Raw genomic sequence first — 16,468 nt, 5'->3', positions numbered from 1 at the left:
CGCCCCAACGGCTGTTTGCGATCTAGCTGAGGTCTCCGGGAGATTTCGGTCGGCAGGCGCTTCCCTGGCCGGAGAAAGTGGGGCTCCGGCGGCAGCTTCGGGTCCGAGCCCTACGATCGGCGCGCCGGCACCTGTCAGTCAGTTTCCTTACACCCCCAGATCTGGGGCGAGATACGGGATTTTTCGCTACATCTTGTGTTTTTTGCACGATTGTTGCATTGCCCCTGGAAAAGCGCCAATATCGTTCGACTAACCACCTGACGCCGTTTTCGGCCGCTTTTCCATGAGTCGCTACACCGCTGAAGATATTGAGATCCTGTCCGGACTGGAGCCGGTGCAGCGCCGCCCCGGCATGTATACCGACACCACCCGGCCCAACCATCTGGCGCAGGAGGTCATCGACAACAGCGTCGACGAGGCGGTGGCCGGCCACGCCAAGCTGTTGGACGTGACGGTCTATAAAGACGGCTCGGTGGAGGTGTCGGACGACGGGCGCGGCATGCCGGTGGATCTGCACCCGGAAGAAGGTATCCCCGGGGTTGAGGTGATCCTGACCAAGCTGCACGCCGGCGGCAAGTTCTCCAATAAAAACTACCAGTTTTCTGGCGGACTGCACGGCGTCGGCGTGTCGGTGGTGAACGCCCTGTCGTCGAAGCTGGACGTGTGGATCAAGCGCGACGCCACCGAACACCACATCGCGTTTGCGGCCGGCGAGAAGACCAGCGATCTAAAAAAGGTTGGCACGGTTGGCCAGCGCAATACCGGCACCCGGGTGCGCTTCTGGCCCGACGCGAGCTATTTCGACAGCGCCCGCATCTCGCTCACCAAGCTGCGCCACGTGCTGCGCGCCAAGGCGGTGCTGTGCCCCGGCCTGACCGTCCGGCTGAAGGACGAAAAGACCGGCGACAAGGACGAGTGGTACTACGAGGACGGCCTCTTTGACTACCTGAGCGGTGAGCTTGAGGGTTTTGCCACGCTGCCCGAGCAGGCCATTGTCGGCGCCAAGGACACGGAGACCGAGGCGGTTGAGTGGGCGCTGTGCTGGGTCCCGGAAGGCGAGCTGGTGCAGGAAAGCTACGTCAACCTGATCCCGACGGGCCAGGGCGGCACCCACGTCAACGGGCTGCGCACCGGTTTGACCGAAGCGCTGCGCGAGTTCTGCGACATCCACAACCTCCTGCCCCGCGGCATCAAGCTGGCGCCGGAAGACGCCTGGGAGCGCATCAGCTACATCCTGTCGATCAAGCTGGAGGACCCGCAGTTTTCCGGCCAGACCAAAGAGCGCCTGTCCACGCGCGAGGCGGCGGGGCTGGTCACCGGCATCATCAAAGACGCCTTTAGCCTCTGGCTGCACAACAACGTGGCCGACGGCGAGGCGATCGCCCAGCTTGCGATCGCCAACGCGCAGAAGCGCCTCAAGGCGGCCAAAAAGGTGGTGCGCAAAAAGATCACGGCCGGCCCGGCGCTGCCGGGCAAGCTGGCGGACTGCACGTCGCAGGAAACGTCGCGCACCGAACTCTTTCTGGTGGAGGGCGACTCCGCCGGCGGATCAGCCAAGCAGGCGCGCAACCGCGAGTTCCAGGCGATCCTGCCGCTGCGCGGCAAAATCCTGAACACCTGGGAGGTGGAGTCCGGCTCGGTGCTGGGCTCCCAGGAGGTACACGACCTGTCGGTGGCGATCGGCGTCGACCCGGGGACCGATGATCTGGACGGCCTGCGTTACGGCAAGGTCATTGTGCTGGCGGACGCCGACAGCGACGGCCTGCACATCGCCACCCTGCTCTGCGCGCTGTTTCTGCGCCACTTCGAGCCGCTGGTCCGGGAGGGTCACGTGTTTGTCGCCATGCCGCCGCTGTTTCGCATCGACGTCGGCAAAGAAAAGTATTACGCGCTAGACGAGGCCGAGCGCGATCACCTGACGGAAAAGCTCAAGCGCGAGAAGCGCAACGTCAAAATCTCCGTGACCCGCTTTAAGGGCCTCGGGGAGATGAGCCCCGCCCAGCTCAAGGAAAGCGCGATCGAGCCGGACACCCGCCGGCTGGTGCAGCTCACCGTTACGCCCGGAGATAAGACCCGGCCGCTGATGGATATGCTGCTGGCCAAAAAGCGCGCGGGCGACCGCAAGGCCTGGCTCGAAAAGAAAGGTGACCTCGCCGAAGTCTGATTCGGCGGTCCGCTAAAGGTAAGAACCATGACGCAAACAATTGAAGCGCCACCCGGCGGCTTTGAACAGCTGTCGCTGCGGGAGTACGCCGAGAAGGCGTACCTCGACTATTCGATGTATGTGGTGCTCGACCGGGCGCTGCCGAGCATCGCTGACGGCCTCAAGCCGGTCCAGCGGCGCATCGTCTACGCCATGTCGGAGCTTGGCCTGTCCGCCAGCTCCAAGCATAAGAAGTCGGCCCGCACCGTGGGTGACGTGATCGGCAAATTCCACCCGCACGGCGACAGCGCGTGCTACGAGGCCATGGTCCTGATGGCCCAACCGTTTTCTTACCGCTATCCGCTGGTGGACGGCCAGGGCAACTTTGGCTCGGTGGACGACCCCAAATCGTTTGCCGCCATGCGCTACACCGAGTCGCGGCTGTCAGCCTACGCCAAGGTGCTGCTCAGCGAGCTGGGCCAGGGCACGGTGGACTGGCAGCCCAACTACGACGGCACCCAGACCGAGCCGACCCTGCTGCCGGCCCGGCTGCCCAACGTTTTGCTCAACGGCGCCTCCGGCATTGCGGTGGGTATGGCGACGGACGTACCGCCGCACAACATGAAAGAGGTGGCCTCCGCCTGCATCCGGCTCCTGGCCAACAGCCGCACGCCGGTTGCCGAGCTGTGTGAACACATCAAAGGACCCGACTTTCCCACTGGCGCAGACATCATCACGCCGCCGGAGGACATCCGCGCGATGTATGAGACCGGCCACGGCTCGATCAAGCTGCGCGCCGTGTGGAAACGCGAGGACGGCAACATCGTCATCACCGCTCTGCCCCACCAGGTTTCGCCCAACAAGATTCAGGAGCAGATCGCCGCACAGATCCGCGCCAAGAAGCTGCCGATGCTGGACGACTTCCGGGACGAGGGTGATCACGAGAACCCCACCAGGCTGGTGCTGATCCCACGGTCCAACCGCGTGGACGTCTACGGCCTTATGAGCCACCTGTTTGCGACGACCGACCTGGAACGCAACGTGCGGGTCAACCTGAATCTGATCGGCACCAACGGCCGCCCGCAGGTCAAAAACCTGGCGCAGATCCTGAACGAGTGGCTGGCCTTCCGCACCGAGACCGTGCGTCGCCGGCTGCAGTGGCGCCTGGATAAGGTGCTGGACCGGCTGCACATCCTGGAAGGTCTGCTGGTTGCGTACCTGAACATTGACGAGGTGATCCGGATCGTCCGGGAAGAAGACGGGCCCGGACCGGTCCTGATGAAAACCTTCAACCTGTCGGAGCGGCAGTCCGAGGCGATCCTCGACCTCAAGCTGCGCCACCTGGCCCGCCTGGAGGAAATGAAAATCCAGGGTGAGCAGGCGGAGCTGGAGGACGAGCGCAAAACGCTCGAGGGGATACTGAATTCACCCCGCAAACTGAAGAAGCTCATCGCCGACGAGATTGCCTCGGACGTCAAAACCCACGGCGACGAGCGACGCTGTCAGATCGTCGCCCGAGAGCCTGCCGAGGCCATGAGCGAAACCGACCTGATGCCCACCGAGCCGGTCACGATCGTGCTGTCTCAGGGCGGCTGGGCGCGCGCCGCCAAGGGTCACGAGATCGACGCCTCGACGCTCAACTTCAAATCCGGGGACGGGTACCTTGCCAGCGCCCGCGGCCGCAGCAATCAGCAGGCGGTCTTTCTCGACAGCAAAGGCCGCAGCTACTCGCTGGCCGCCCACACCCTGCCGTCAGCCCGCAGCCAGGGCGAGCCGCTCACCTCGCGCTTCAGCCCCGCCGCCGGCGCTCAGTTCTGCGCCGCCATCGCGGGCCGGCCTGAGGACAAGGTGCTTCTGGCATCTAGCTTCGGCTACGGCTTCTTTACCAGTCTGGAGAACCTATATACGCGCGCCAAGGCCGGCAAAGCCTCGCTGACGGTACCCGCCGGCGCGACCGTGCTTGCTCCATCGATGGTCAGTGAACCCGCCACGGACCGGGTGGTGGCGGTCACCTCCGGGGGTTACCTGCTGGCCTTTAGCCTGGCTGACCTGCCGGAAATGGCGCGAGGAAAAGGCAACAAAATCATCAACATACCGCCAAAACTTCTGAAAGCCGGTGATGAGCACGTTGTCGCGGTCGTGTGCGCACCCGAGGGCGCTGACGTGCTGGCGCACTCCGGCGGTCGACACCTGAGGCTCAAGCCAAAAGACCTCGAACACTACACCGGCGAGCGGGCCAAGCGGGGTCGCAAGCTCCCCCGCGGATTCCAGAAGGTGGATTCGCTGGTTGTCGAGGTTTAGGTCGAGGTAGGGCGAGCTTATTCGAAGCCGTCAGAGAAGATCTCAACGACCCGCTCGACGGTGAAATCGACCGTCTGAATGTCAAATTCGGGGAACGGATCCAGCAGCACGGGCGCAGCGGTGAACTCCGTTGACACCACGCTGATCCGGTTGGCGCTGTTGGCGGGAATGAACACGCGATAGGTGCCGTCAGTCGGATTGGCCGCAGTAGCGTTGTTGCTGTCGGTCAGCAGAAATACGCCGACGCCGGCCGAACTGCTGTCGGTGACGGTGCCGACAATCTGAACACCGCCGACAAACGAAAACAGTTGATCCACCGCAAACGTCACTTCGTAAGCGCGCGGGGCGGCGACAGGGACACAGTTTCTGACGCGAAGCAGCACCAGGTTCCTCCCCACCGACACATCGCCGACCGGCTCCCGAGGTCCGCCAGGCTGGCAGGTGCCAATCGTTACTAGCGGCGCAACCTGATCATCCGCCAACCGGCTGGACGGGAACACCTCCACGACGGCCTGAAAGTCAGTCGGCACCGACGCAGCGGTCGACAGCACCTTGAACTCGTACTGGATGATGATCGAACTATCGTTGCCCGGAAAATACATCCAGTCTTCGTCGCCGGTCGGATCAAAGGTCCGCTGCTGCAGGTCCGCAATCTCCCGGGCGAGCGAAGGCGAGTTGTCGTTCTCAAAGGCGTCTTGAGCGTGGACACCACCTGCCCCAAGCAGAATCAGCAGCAAAAGCCAGGCCAATCGACCCACCATCACCAGTCGATCGCCCCGGCCGTGGAACCTCACACTACAGCGCTGGAACGGTTTCTGGATCTGGCGCCACCCGGACCACGCAGTTGCCGACGTTGGCGCCGGTAAACAGGCTTGTCAGCGCGTCGGGCGTGCGCTCGATGCCCTCCAGAACGTGGTCGGTCAGCTTGAGCAGGCCGTCGGCGTACCACCGGCGAAGCTGCGCTTCGAACTCCCCCCAGCGGGACAGGTAGTCGAACACGAAGAAGCCTTCCATCCGCGACCGCCGATACAGCAGGTTGTAATAGTGGGTGGGCCCAGGCGGGCGGGGGCGCAGGTATTCCGTTGAGATGTGGCCGCAGACCGCGACCCGAGCCCCGACCGCCAGGTGCTGGAGCGCCGCGTCCAGGGTGTCGCCGCCCACGTTGTCGAGGTAAATGTTGAGGCCGTCCGGCAGCGCCTCGCCGATCTGCGCTTCGAGGTTTTCCTGCCGATAGTCGATGGCCGCGTCGCATAACCCCTGATCGACCAGCCAGCGGCACTTCTCCTCGCCGCCGGCGATGCCGACAACCCGGCTCGCGCCCCTGGCGCGGGCGAGCTGGCAGGCGATGGAGCCGACGCCGCCAGCCGCTGATGACACCAGAACCTGGTCCCCGGGCTGCGTGTCGCCGATTTCGACCATGCCGACGTAGGCGCTGAAGGCCCGCTGGCCGAACAGGCCCAGTACGGTAGTCAGGGGCCGCACTGGATTGTCCACCTTTTTCACCGGGGTCACGTGGGAGCCGTCTTTAACCTGCGGATCCGGCGACATCGCCACGTACTCCTGCCAGCCCAGCGTGCCCTCCATGATGTCGCCCGCCTGGTACTGAGGGTGGCGGCTCTCGATCACCTCCGCCACGCCACGCCCGCTCATGATCTCGCCTGGCGCCACCTTGATGTGGAATTCGCTTTCTTTGGTCACGTACATCCGCTGCGCCGGGCTGGTTCCCAGCAGCAGCGTGCGTAGCAGCACCTCACCCTCGGCCGGCGACGGCATTGGCGCTTCCACGAGCTCAAAGTGTTTTTGCGTGGGAATTTCGTCCGGCGGGACGTAGCTGGCGCACAGCCATTGTCGATTGACCACCCCTGGCTCCCTTGGTTACTTCTCCTCGAGCCAGGATTGTACCCAATCCCGCCGTCGGGGCTCGCTTTATGCGGCAACGGCGGTGCGCCATAATGCGCCCCTTTTTCGGTGCCTTGCCATGACGGACGAATCCCGCGTAGCGCCCCTGCCCCGCAGCGCATTTGTGCATTTTCAGACGCTACAGACCCGCTGGAGCGACAACGACATCTATCGACACGTGAACAACGCGGTGTATTACCACCTCGTCGACACGGTGGTGAACGGCTATCTGGTCGAAGAAGGGGCGCTGGACATCGAGCGCAGCGACGTTGTGGGTCTGGTGGTCGAAACGCGCTGCAACTATTTTGCGCCGCTCGTGTATCCGCAGAACATCGACGGCGGGTTAGCGGTCCAGCGAATCGGCCGCTCCAGCATCATCTATCAGGTGGGTCTGTTTGCCGAGGGCGCAACCGAAACGGCCGCGCTGGCGAAGTTTGTTCACGTGTACGTCGACCGGGACAGCCACCGACCGACCGCCATCCCGGCGCCGATGCTGGCCGCCGTCGAAAAGCTGACCGTTTAGCCCGACGAGGGGCGGTAGCTGTAAAGGGTGATGACGGCGTCACCGCTCTGCAACACGTCGATCAGCAGCCCCTCGCCGTCACGTGCGCCGCCGCCGAACCAGGTTCCCCGCGCCGCCGCCGGCGCCAGTCCCTCGGCCTCACACTCCTGCTGCGCCAGATTGGGCGCCACCCGCTGGACGTCATACGCACCCGAACCGTAGGCCGCTTCCAGCCCAGACCAGCGGTAGCTGGCGCTGGCGCAGCCGGTCAGCTCAAACTCCAGCGTCCCCCAGGGCACGCGCCTGACTTGTGCGGGATCGAAGTCGGCACCGAACGCGGCCCCATCGGTGATCACCATCTCGGCCACGAGCGTGTTGCCCTCAAAACCGCCGACGCCAATGAGCCACGCCTGATCCGCCTCACTGGCCGGCGGCGCGTCCCCCTCGGTACCGAGCAGCGTGAGAAACGTCGCGCCCAAAACGCCCCCCTGCCCGGCTTCGATCAATACCTCCTGCCGGGTGCCGTCCGCACCATGCCGCACAACCTGGGCCTGCTGATCGGACACCACCAGCAGACTGCCGGAAGGCTCCTGGACCAGGCCGCTGGGCCCGTTGCGGAGCAGCAGGCGCTCGATGAATGTTCCGTCGAACCCAAAAGACAGCACGCTGCCCGAACCCCAGGAGCTCACCAGCAGCCGTTCGCCGCCAGCGTCGATCACAATGACCCGGGGTGATGCGAGCCCGCCGCTCCCTGCCGCTATCAGCTCCGTGGCCGTACCGGTATCGACGTTGAGGCTGACGATGTTCCCCGAGTTGAAGCCGGGCACCAGGAGCCGGTCCGTCGGATCGAACACCATCCCAGCGTCGATGCCGGAAATCTGCCCGGCGAGGCTGTACCGGCGTTTTTCGCTTCCCGACTCCCCGTCGACGCGCACCACATCGGTTGTGGTGAAGCCCGCGATGTACAGGTCCCCGTCCGGACCGACCGCCAGACCGGTCGGTTTGCTGATGCCGATGGCGCTGGTTTCGACAAACACGTCGATAAACGCGAGGGTGGTTTCGTCGTAGCGCACCACGCGGTTGTTCTCCTCACTCGCCACATACAGGTACCCGTTGCCGCGCCGGACCGCCTGCACCCCGTTGAGGCGTCCGCCGGTGTCCAGCAATCGTATAAACTGACCGCTGCACAAATCGAAGCTGTGAACATTGTCGGAGGTATAGCCGCTAACCAGCAGCTGCTGCGCGCAGCCCTTCTCAGCGGCGACTGCCCCGGTTGACGCCAGCAGCGCCAGCGTGATTAGCGCCAGCGTGCGCGCGGCAGCCCCTGTGCCGGCCCACTGGCCAGCCCTGTGTGTTACACCAAACATGGACTCTCCCGGTAAACTGAACGCCGTCGAAACCTACAGGGAGTGGCGGTTGAGTCCTTTCGGTCGTCTTCGAAAGTTCTTCGGTTTTTCTTCAGCGCAGCCCCAGCAGGCCTGACTTGGGCAAGCTACGCATCCATCCCTGGTGGTTCGATCCCGATGCCAACGAACTGGTCGGCCACCGGCAACAGGTCCGGTTAACGCCAAAAGCGTCACACACGCTGCTGCTGCTGGCGGAGGTGCCGGGCCGGGTCCTGAGCCGCGCCGAGCTCGCCGACCGGGTTGGGCTGAGCGACGAAGGCCTGTCTCGGATCATCAACGAACTGCGCCAGGCCCTCGGCGACGAGGCCCGCAACCCCCATTTCATTGAAACGATCCCACGCCGCGGCTACCGGCTGCGCGAGCAGGCGGCCTCGCCCCCCAGCGCCGACCCAGCGTCGCACTCCCGTCGAGCCTGGCCGTGGATCGCTGGCCTAGCCACCGCGGCCGTTGCCGGTGTTGTCGCGTTGGGCCTTGGACGGTCCGTGGCGCCTCAGGCGGAGGTGCCGCCGACGGCGCAAACCGAAATGCCGGCCGACCGCGAGGCCACGCGGCTGACCTCCTTCACCGGCGCGGCGCGCTGGCCGGTGCTTTACGACCAGCAGGTGTGGTTCAACGCGGCTGACTCGCAGGGTGTGGTCACCCATCCGGGGCAACGGCTGACGCTGGCTTCGCTCAAGATCGAGGCGGGGGAATGGCCCGCGAGCGTACGGCATGTTCATCCGGGACCAATATTTCGGGCGCTGATGATTGAGGCGGAGGACGGGTGCCAACTGCAGATCCACTCAAACACGGCAGCGGCCGGCCCGATCGATACAGCGGTTACACCCTGCCGTCGGGCGCCCGGCGGACTGGACTGGTCGAAGGACGGCGGGCAGCTGGCCTTTGAGAACCGTCGCGGCGGCATCTCCGTGCTCGATGTCGCAACGGGGGTTACCACCGTTCGGACCCGGCCCAGGCCACCCGCCGAGGACCTGACGCCGCGCTTTCACCCGGACGGCGTGAACGTATCGTTTGTGCGCAGCGACGGCCGAGTCGGCGAACTGATGCAAACCGAGCCCGGTGGCGCTACGCCGCTGACACAAGACCACCAGATGGTCTTTGGTCACGCGTGGATCAACCGGGACCAGGTCATGCTCAGCAGCGACCGTTCGGGCGTCAGGCGACTTTGGCGCCACCATACAGGCAGCGACACGTGGCAAGACTATGGGCAAACCGGGGTGATGAACCTGGATTTTGAGGCTCCCAACCTGGTTTTCGAACTGCCGCGCTATCGCGCTGATATCTGGCGCTGGGACGGCAGCCAAACCAAGCTGACGGTGGGCTCTCAGCACTATGATAATCACCCGAGGTTGTCGCCTGACGGCCGCGTCCTGGCCTTTGTCTCCACCCGGAGCGGCACCACCGGCCTGTGGCTCAGCGAGCCCGACGGCAGCGAGGCATCGCTGCGGGCGGGTCTCAGCGACGGTCGAATCACCCGGCCCTCCTGGCAGAACAACCGCCGGCTGCTCTACGTGGTGTACAGCCCTCGTGGTTCCGAGGTTTTTGCCGTAAGCCTGTCCCGCGGCGAACCGGAGCTGATGGTGCCGGCCGAGTTTGCGCCCAGCGAAGTGGTGGCCGATCCGGCGGGGACCCTTTACTTCCTGGGTTCCGACGGCGCAAGTCAGGGGCTATTCCGCTGGCAGGGCGGCACCGCCATGCTGATTCGCGAAGGGACATTCAACCGCTTGGAGCAAGATCGCAGCGGCCAGCTCTATCTCGGGGTCGGAGGCCAGGCTGGCGTGGTGCGGCTGGAGAACGACCGCACGCTCTCCCCCACCGTGGCGCTGCCGGCCAACCGCGAACTTGATTGGACCATCGGCGGCAACCGGCTCTATTTTGTTTCGGCGGACGGCCTTGAGTGGCGCTCCCTCAGCGGGCCGGAACGGGGTGTGGTCGACTCGCCGGCGCCCAGCACGGTGGGACTGGCGCTCGGAGCGTCAGCTGACGGCCAGGTGCTTTATATCTCGCGCTTTCACAGCCTGCAGGTTGACCTGCTCCACAGCACCCTCAGTCCCGGTCGCTGACCGCGATTGCCAGTGGAGCCAGGCCGGTGACGCTGGCCTCGAGCTGATCCCCGGGTATCAAGGGCCCCACGCCGGCCGGCGTGCCGGTATAGATCAGGTCGCCGGGCGCCAGGGTGTAGTGAGTCGACAGGGTCTGGATAATTTCGAGGCAGCCCCAGACCATATCCTGGATGTCCCCCCGCTGACGGACCTCACCGTTCACCGACAGCACGATCTCGCCGCTTGTGGGCAGTGGCGCGCCGTCCAGCGGCGTCAGCGGCGCAATGGCCGCCGAGTGATCGAACGCCTTACCAATTTCCCAGGGGCGTCCGGCCTTCTTCGCCACGGCCTGGAGATCGCGGCGGGTGAAGTCGATGCCGACAGCCAGTCCATAAACCGCGTCTGCGACGGCGCTCGCCGACAGCCTGCGGCCCCCGCTCTTGAGCGCCATGACCAGCTCCACCTCGTGGTGCAGGTCTTCGGTCAGCGGCGGATAAGGCAGCACCTTCCCGCTGTGCAGAAGAGCGTCAGCTGGCTTTTGGAAAAAGAACGGCGGGTCGCGGTCGTCACCCCCCATTTCCCGGGCGTGCTCAGCGTAGTTCCGACCGACACAGTAGATGCGGCGCACGGGAAATCGCTCCCACCCCTCACCCACCGGCACCCAGGCCTGCGGTGGCGGTTCGATCACGTAAACGGGGTTTGGATCAGTGGCGGTCATGGCAAACGGCGCTGCAATTCAGGAAGCTGGCGGCACTCTACCCGGCCTCCGGCAAATCCGCCAACTCGACGAACGCGGAGGCTATAATCTCCCGTTAATTCAGTCGCGGGACGCTCAGTGGCCATCGAAGAAATCCGGGTAGAAAACTGGGCGCATCTCAACCAGGTGTTGTTCGACGAGCCGCCCCATCCTCAGATCGGTCGCTACCGCTCGAACTTTGCCTATCGCGGCGTCTCGGACGCCCGCTACGGGCTGGAAACCACCCTGATGCGCCTCGGCGGGGACTACGCCCGGCTGGAGCCCCACATCCTGCGCAGCTTCCAGAAGTACGCCCACCTGGAGATGAACGAGGAAGCCTATATCTGGAACTGGCTGGCGCTGGCGCAGCACCACGGGCTGCCCACCCGGCTGCTCGACTGGACCTACTCACCTTACGTTGCTCTAAATTTCTGCACCGACCACACGGACAAGTTTGAGCTGGACGGCGCTATCTGGTGCGTGAACTTTGTGGCGACCAACCAGCACCTGTCCTCACAGCTCATGAGCCGCCTGCGCAGCGAGAGCGCCCGCGTGTTCACCACCCGGATGCTCCACGAAGAGGTCAATACCCTTGACGCTTTTGACGCCCAGCGCGCGAATCCGTTTGTGGTGTTTATCGAGCCGCCGTCGCTGGATGCGCGAATCGTTAATCAGTCCGGGCTGTTCTCGGTGATGTCCAATCCGAAGATTTCCATGGACCAGTGGTTTTCCCCGGCAGAAACCGTGTGTCGCAAGATCATCATTCCCGCAGCGATGAAGTGGGAAGTGCGCGACAAGCTCGATCAGTCCAACATCAATGAGCGGGTGCTGTTTCCCGGCCTCGACGGCCTGTGCACCTACCTGACGCGCTACTACAGCCCGAAGCAGTGACCCGCGAGCTTATGACCCCTGCGGCTGATCCGGCAGATCCAACCCGTTACCCTGAACAGGAATCGACCCTATGAAGTTTTACGACTTTGCCCACGCCCCCAGCCCGCGCCGGGCCCGCATGCTGATCGCTGAGAAGGGGCTCAACATCGAGACCGTGGTGGTCGATCTGGGCAGAAAAGCACAGTTTGAACCGGCGTTTCGAGCGATCAACCCGGCCTGCACCATTCCCGTACTGGAGCTGGACGACGGCACGGCGCTCACGGAAAACAACGCCATTGCGGTCTACCTCGAGGAGGTTTATCCCGAACCACCGATGCTCGGGGTCAGCGCCAAAGAAAAAGCGCTGGTCACCAACTGGAATGATCGCTGCACGCTGGAGGGTTACAGCGCCGTCGCCGAGTCGTTTCGCAATTTCTCGAAGTTTTTTGCCGACCGATCCGTGACCGGACCGCAGCCATTTGCGCAGATTCCAGAGCTGGTAGAACGCGGTCGCCTGCGCAGTGAAGCGTTCCTGGCGACGATGGACGAACGGCTGTCGGAAACGCCGTACCTTGCCGGCGAGAATTTTACCTATGCGGACATCACCGGCTTCTGCCTGGTGGAGTTTGCCGCACGCATCAAGCTCGAACCCGGTGAAGACCAGCCGAGCCTCAAGCGTTGGTACAGCGAGATTGCTGAGCGGCCCTCAGCGGCCGTCTAAGGCGGGGCGCGGCCACATGCCGCGCCCACGCATCTGGTCACGCTCAGGAGCGCTCGGTGACCTCGAGCAGGTGGTAACCAAACTGGGTTTTGACCGGTCCCTGAAGCTCTCCGACCGGTGCGCTGAACACCACCTGGTCAAACTCCGGCACCATCTGACCCGGGCCAAACTCGCCCAGGTTGCCACCCTGCTGACCCGACGGGCAGCTGGAGTGCTGGCGGGCGACGTCGGCAAAGTCGGCGCCACCTTCGATTTCACTTTTCAGGTTCAAACAATCAGCTTCGGTGGCCACCAGAATGTGGCGCGCAGATGCTCGGCTCATGGTGTGAGTCTCCGTTTAAGAAAAAAGGGGGAACGAAAAACGAGGGGTATCGTGAACTACGGCTGGTGAGAATTCAATCCGACAAAGGTTCCGCCATTTTTTTCCGCCAGCAGGCGCATCAGGGTGGCAAAGCGCTCCACCGATGCCTGCTGGGAGCGGGGCGCGGTGAACCACACCGGGAAGCCGACCGTGTGGATCCGCACCAGGCGGTTGCCCTCAGCGTCTTCACGGTTGATTTTGTCGATCGTCTCGATCACGCGGGCGATGGAGCGGCCCGAAAAGTCGTCGCCAAAAACGTAGACGCTGATTTTTTGCCCCGGCTTGTAGAAGCGGGCAATCGCCTTGGTGATCCCCTCGACGGGGCTGGAGTTGGAAAACGCGCTCCAGGTTTTCATCCGATCGATGATCGCCCGACGACGCCCGGGCGAGTCGGGAATCCAGCGCTCGGCATAGCGCGAGAACATGTATTCCCCCATGTCGTTGAGCACCTGGATGCCCTTCACTTCCGGGTAAACGTCGAGGGTCTCAATGATCTTATCCAGCAGGAGGTCCCAGCCGAAGTTGCGCATACTGCCGGAGGTGTCGATCACAAAGATCACGTATTCGCTGTCCACCGGGATACCACCCACCGTGGTGTCTTCGAGCGCCCGGGAATAGTTCAGCCGCCGCTGCATCTCGTTGAGCTGCTGACGGGCTCGGCTGAGCTGGTTTTCGATCGCCGTGATGGCGTCACTCTGATCGGAAGAGGAGTCAAACTCGGATTTGAGGGTCGACAGCAGCATCCGCAGGCGCGCGATGCTGTCCTCAACCTCCGAGAGCTGTTCCTCTTTGGTTTGCAGATCGCGGTTCAGTACCGTGGTCTCGCCGCGGATTTGCACCAGCTGCTCCTGCAGATCCGCCAGGAGCCCGCTTAAGTCTTCGCGGGTTTCCTCGATGATCATCGGCTCGGCCGTTTTCACGATCACCAGCAGCAAAATGATGGCGCCGAAACCACAGCAGATGCAGTCGAGGAACGACAGGCTGACCTGCTCAACGGTGCGCTTACGCCGGCTCATGGCCAGTCCTTCGCGGGCGTGATGAACGAGCCGCCGCTGAGGATCGCCAGGCGCCAGAAGCCGCTGGCGGCCTTCGGATCACCCTCCATGGGAAACAGGATCGTGTTGACCGGCACGCCGATCGGCAGGTCGGCGGTGGCGTCGTAAAAAAACCGCTCCCGCTCTCGGGACGTGACGGTGCCGCGTTTGGTGGCCGGATTCAGCCCCTGGGTCGGCAACCCGTCCACCAGCAGAAACACGTTGTCCGGCAGTGGATTCATCCGGTTGATGGTTTCAGTGACCGAGTGAAGCCGCGTGCCGCCGGTGGGAATGATGCTGCGAATCCGGTCCACCGCCTCATCCAGGCGGCGCCCTTTTTCCACGTCCAGCCACTGGCCGTCGGTGCCCTCGAGCGCCGGCGTGGCCTTGGTATTGAAGGTATACACCTGAAACTGCGCGTTTTCCGGCACCTGCGTCGTAATCCAGTCAACGGTCCGAACAACCCGCTGCCACTTGTCCGCCCGCAGCTTTTGCTCGTCCGGCAGGTTGCGGCGCCGGATCACGTTGACGATCGTCTCGTCCAGCATGGAGGCTGACGCGTCCACAAAGATGGCAATTCGCCGGCCGCCAACCCGAAGCCCGGTCAGGTACTGCCGGTCACCTTCGCCGGTGTAGCTGCGAACGCTCTCGCCACCTTCGGTCTCGAGCTGCTGTAGCCGGTCGCGCTCCTTTTCCAGCGCCTTCAGATCGGTGATGAGCTGGTTCATATGCTCGCGCTTGGCGGCGGTCTCCGCGTCCTGCTCCGACAGCTCCTTCTCGGTGTCGTCCACCTCGGACAGCAGACGATCGGAAGCCCCCTGGGCCGTCACGATCTCCTCTTCGACCTCCGTCAGCGCGTTCTGCAGTTTCGCCAGGTTCAGCTGCTCCAGCTTGAGCTCGGTTTCCACCAGGTTGACCTCACCGGAGAGGTCCGCCGTCAGGTCGTCGTTCCGCTCGTCCTGGGCGTGATTGATGATCACAAAAAACAGGATCACCGCGCCGAAGCCGCAGGACATGATGTCCAGAAACGACAGGTTGAAGGCGTTAAATTGGCGCTTACGACGCGGCACTGGGAGACCTCACGGTGGCGGCTTCGGCGATGAGGATCAGCTCCTGGGCCGGGTTGCCAAGCTGGATGCGGTCCCCGGCGGAAACCGGTCGGCGGCCCTCCAGCGGCTCGCCGTTGATGCGGGTGGCGCCGCCGGACAGATCCTCCAGCAGCCAACCGGTACTTTCCTGGCGCAGCCTGAAGTGCCGCTCACCCACGCCGCCCCCGCCCAGCTTCAGCCCATCGTTTTGCTGGACGCCAGCGCCGACTACAAACGGCTGTCCCGCCGCCAGCCGGTAGGCGGTGTGCTCGTGGAGCAGATGGGTCGGGGCCGAAGCGCGGGCGCTGCCCGGCGCCTCATGGCTCGCCTGGTCCTCCGATTTGAACCAGGGGATGCGGGTGACGTTCACCGCACCACCCTTGCCGGCGTCCCGCGGCAGGTACAGTCGATTCAGCACGCCGGCGAAGTCCAGCCGTCCGCCCGGAATCAGCTGGACGTTCGGCAGCGCGGCCAGCTCCTCGCTGACACCCGGCAGAACCGCAAGCCGCGGGCTGATCACCAGCGACACCGGGTCAACGCCGGCAAGGTGTGAGCCGACAAATTCCGCCATGCGGCGATACAGGGGTTCCGCGGCATCCCGGAAGATTTGTGAAGGCGCCCGCGCCTCAACCGTATTGCCGTTGTGATCTACGCTGAGCGACAGCTGGCGGCGCCCGCTTGCCGCCGCCAGCCACGCCGGCAGCCGATCGAACAGCTGCTGCTCGGTCTGCGCCTGGTGGAGCGGGTCAAAGCGGGTGGCCTGCACAAACGCGCCGGCCGCTGCAAACGCCCAGCCGTCGAGCAGCCGCAGCAGGCCCACCTCTCGGGTGCTCTCAACCGCCGCCTGCGACAGCCACGGCCCCTGGTCCAGCGTGCTCAGCACCAGCCGGTGCAGATGGATGTCCAGGTGCATCAGCGTACGCCCGGGCTGGGGCATCGCGCTGGCCGCCAGCGCCACATTGACCAGCGCGCGCACGGGAATCTTGAGCGTCTGGCAGATCCCCAGCAGCAGACCGAGCTCCGCCCGGCCCCAGTCGGCCGGTACACACAGCACCAGCTGCTTGAGGTCCTTGCCGACGATGCTCCACAGGCGCTCCAGGTGACGATAGGCGAGATCCGCGTGTTTCAGGCCCGCCTGGGGCAGCTGGCCCGTCGGGAGCGTTTCGCTCGCAAAGTATTCCCAGAAGGCGTACTGGGTCTGCGTGGGGATCAGCTTGACGCGCTGCGCCGCGGCCGCCCCGACATGAAGGTTTTTGCCTTCAAACGCCAGGTAGCCCGGGCTCTCCAGCAGCTCGGTGCCGTCAGCCGCTACCAGCAGGCCGGCGTCATTGAGTTCGACAACGCCGATCACGGGCGGCTCACCCC

At 64.2% G+C, this 16,468-nt stretch carries 14 protein-coding genes; 6 read left to right on the top strand and 8 right to left on the bottom strand.

The window, feature by feature from the left end:
- Positions 1-283: 283 nt before the first annotated feature.
- Together parE and parC are read left to right on the top strand one after the other, a co-directional pair.
- Positions 284-2,164: a DNA topoisomerase IV subunit B gene (gene parE, locus AAF358_17765; GenBank protein ID MEM7707411.1), complete on the top strand. Its 1,881-nt coding sequence runs from the start codon at positions 284-286 to the stop codon at positions 2,162-2,164.
- 27 nt (positions 2,165-2,191) lie between these two features.
- The gene (gene parC, locus AAF358_17760; protein MEM7707410.1) at positions 2,192-4,444 is read left to right on the top strand and encodes a DNA topoisomerase IV subunit A; all 2,253 of its coding nucleotides are present in this window, start codon (positions 2,192-2,194) and stop codon (positions 4,442-4,444) included.
- Between the two features lie 17 nt (positions 4,445-4,461).
- Here parC and AAF358_17755 read toward each other — a convergent pair whose 3' ends face one another.
- Both AAF358_17755 and AAF358_17750 read right to left on the bottom strand, forming a co-directional pair.
- Complete coding sequence (locus AAF358_17755) at positions 4,462-5,238, bottom strand: hypothetical protein (GenBank protein ID MEM7707409.1); 777 nt, start codon at positions 5,236-5,238, stop codon at positions 4,462-4,464.
- Position 5,239: 1 nt separating this feature from the next.
- Positions 5,240-6,304 (bottom strand): NADP-dependent oxidoreductase, encoded by a 1,065-nt coding sequence (locus AAF358_17750; protein MEM7707408.1) that lies wholly within the window; start codon positions 6,302-6,304, stop codon positions 5,240-5,242.
- A 118-nt stretch (positions 6,305-6,422) separates the two neighbouring features.
- Here AAF358_17750 and AAF358_17745 point away from each other — a divergent pair, with 118 nt between their 5' ends.
- The gene (locus AAF358_17745; protein MEM7707407.1) at positions 6,423-6,866 is read left to right on the top strand and encodes a thioesterase family protein; all 444 of its coding nucleotides are present in this window, start codon (positions 6,423-6,425) and stop codon (positions 6,864-6,866) included.
- Here the strand turns inward: AAF358_17745 and AAF358_17740 are convergent.
- A complete protein-coding gene (locus AAF358_17740; GenBank protein ID MEM7707406.1) occupies positions 6,863-8,212 on the bottom strand; it encodes a hypothetical protein in 1,350 nt (449 codons plus the stop codon). The genes AAF358_17745 and AAF358_17740 overlap by 4 nt on opposite strands.
- A gap of 116 nt (positions 8,213-8,328) precedes the next feature.
- Between AAF358_17740 and AAF358_17735 the strand changes: the two genes are divergently transcribed.
- Positions 8,329-10,314 carry a winged helix-turn-helix domain-containing protein gene (locus AAF358_17735; protein ID MEM7707405.1) on the top strand — a complete coding sequence of 662 codons (1,986 nt, stop codon included), beginning with the start codon at positions 8,329-8,331 and terminating at the stop codon, positions 10,312-10,314.
- Here the strand turns inward: AAF358_17735 and AAF358_17730 are convergent.
- The gene (locus AAF358_17730) at positions 10,298-11,011 is read right to left on the bottom strand and encodes a fumarylacetoacetate hydrolase family protein (GenBank protein ID MEM7707404.1); all 714 of its coding nucleotides are present in this window, start codon (positions 11,009-11,011) and stop codon (positions 10,298-10,300) included. The genes AAF358_17735 and AAF358_17730 overlap by 17 nt on opposite strands.
- Positions 11,012-11,128: 117 nt before the next feature.
- Between AAF358_17730 and AAF358_17725 the strand changes: the two genes are divergently transcribed.
- Together AAF358_17725 and AAF358_17720 are read left to right on the top strand one after the other, a co-directional pair.
- Positions 11,129-11,920 (top strand): FRG domain-containing protein, encoded by a 792-nt coding sequence (locus AAF358_17725; GenBank protein ID MEM7707403.1) that lies wholly within the window; start codon positions 11,129-11,131, stop codon positions 11,918-11,920.
- 70 nt (positions 11,921-11,990) lie between these two features.
- Positions 11,991-12,620 carry a glutathione S-transferase family protein gene (locus AAF358_17720; GenBank protein MEM7707402.1) on the top strand — a complete coding sequence of 210 codons (630 nt, stop codon included), beginning with the start codon at positions 11,991-11,993 and terminating at the stop codon, positions 12,618-12,620.
- Positions 12,621-12,663: 43 nt separating this feature from the next.
- Here AAF358_17720 and AAF358_17715 read toward each other — a convergent pair whose 3' ends face one another.
- The 4 genes from AAF358_17715 to AAF358_17700 are packed head-to-tail and all read right to left on the bottom strand — an operon-like array spanning position 12,664 to position 16,454.
- Complete coding sequence (locus AAF358_17715) at positions 12,664-12,942, bottom strand: peptidylprolyl isomerase (GenBank protein MEM7707401.1); 279 nt, start codon at positions 12,940-12,942, stop codon at positions 12,664-12,666.
- 56 nt (positions 12,943-12,998) lie between these two features.
- Positions 12,999-13,997: a VWA domain-containing protein gene (locus AAF358_17710; GenBank protein MEM7707400.1), complete on the bottom strand. Its 999-nt coding sequence runs from the start codon at positions 13,995-13,997 to the stop codon at positions 12,999-13,001.
- On the bottom strand, positions 13,994-15,085 hold the full coding sequence (locus tag AAF358_17705; GenBank protein ID MEM7707399.1) for a VWA domain-containing protein: 1,092 nt from the start codon (positions 15,083-15,085) through the stop codon (positions 13,994-13,996). Before AAF358_17705 ends, AAF358_17710 begins: the two co-directional genes overlap by 4 nt.
- Positions 15,072-16,454: an FHA domain-containing protein gene (locus AAF358_17700; GenBank protein MEM7707398.1), complete on the bottom strand. Its 1,383-nt coding sequence runs from the start codon at positions 16,452-16,454 to the stop codon at positions 15,072-15,074. Before AAF358_17700 ends, AAF358_17705 begins: the two co-directional genes overlap by 14 nt.
- Positions 16,455-16,468 lie beyond the last annotated feature (14 nt).

This window comes from Pseudomonadota bacterium (genome assembly GCA_039033415.1).
GTDB lineage: Bacteria > Pseudomonadota > Gammaproteobacteria > Xanthomonadales > SZUA-38 > JANQOZ01.
Note: the sequence above shows the minus strand (reverse complement) of the source record. Positions and strands in the feature narration are given on the sequence as shown.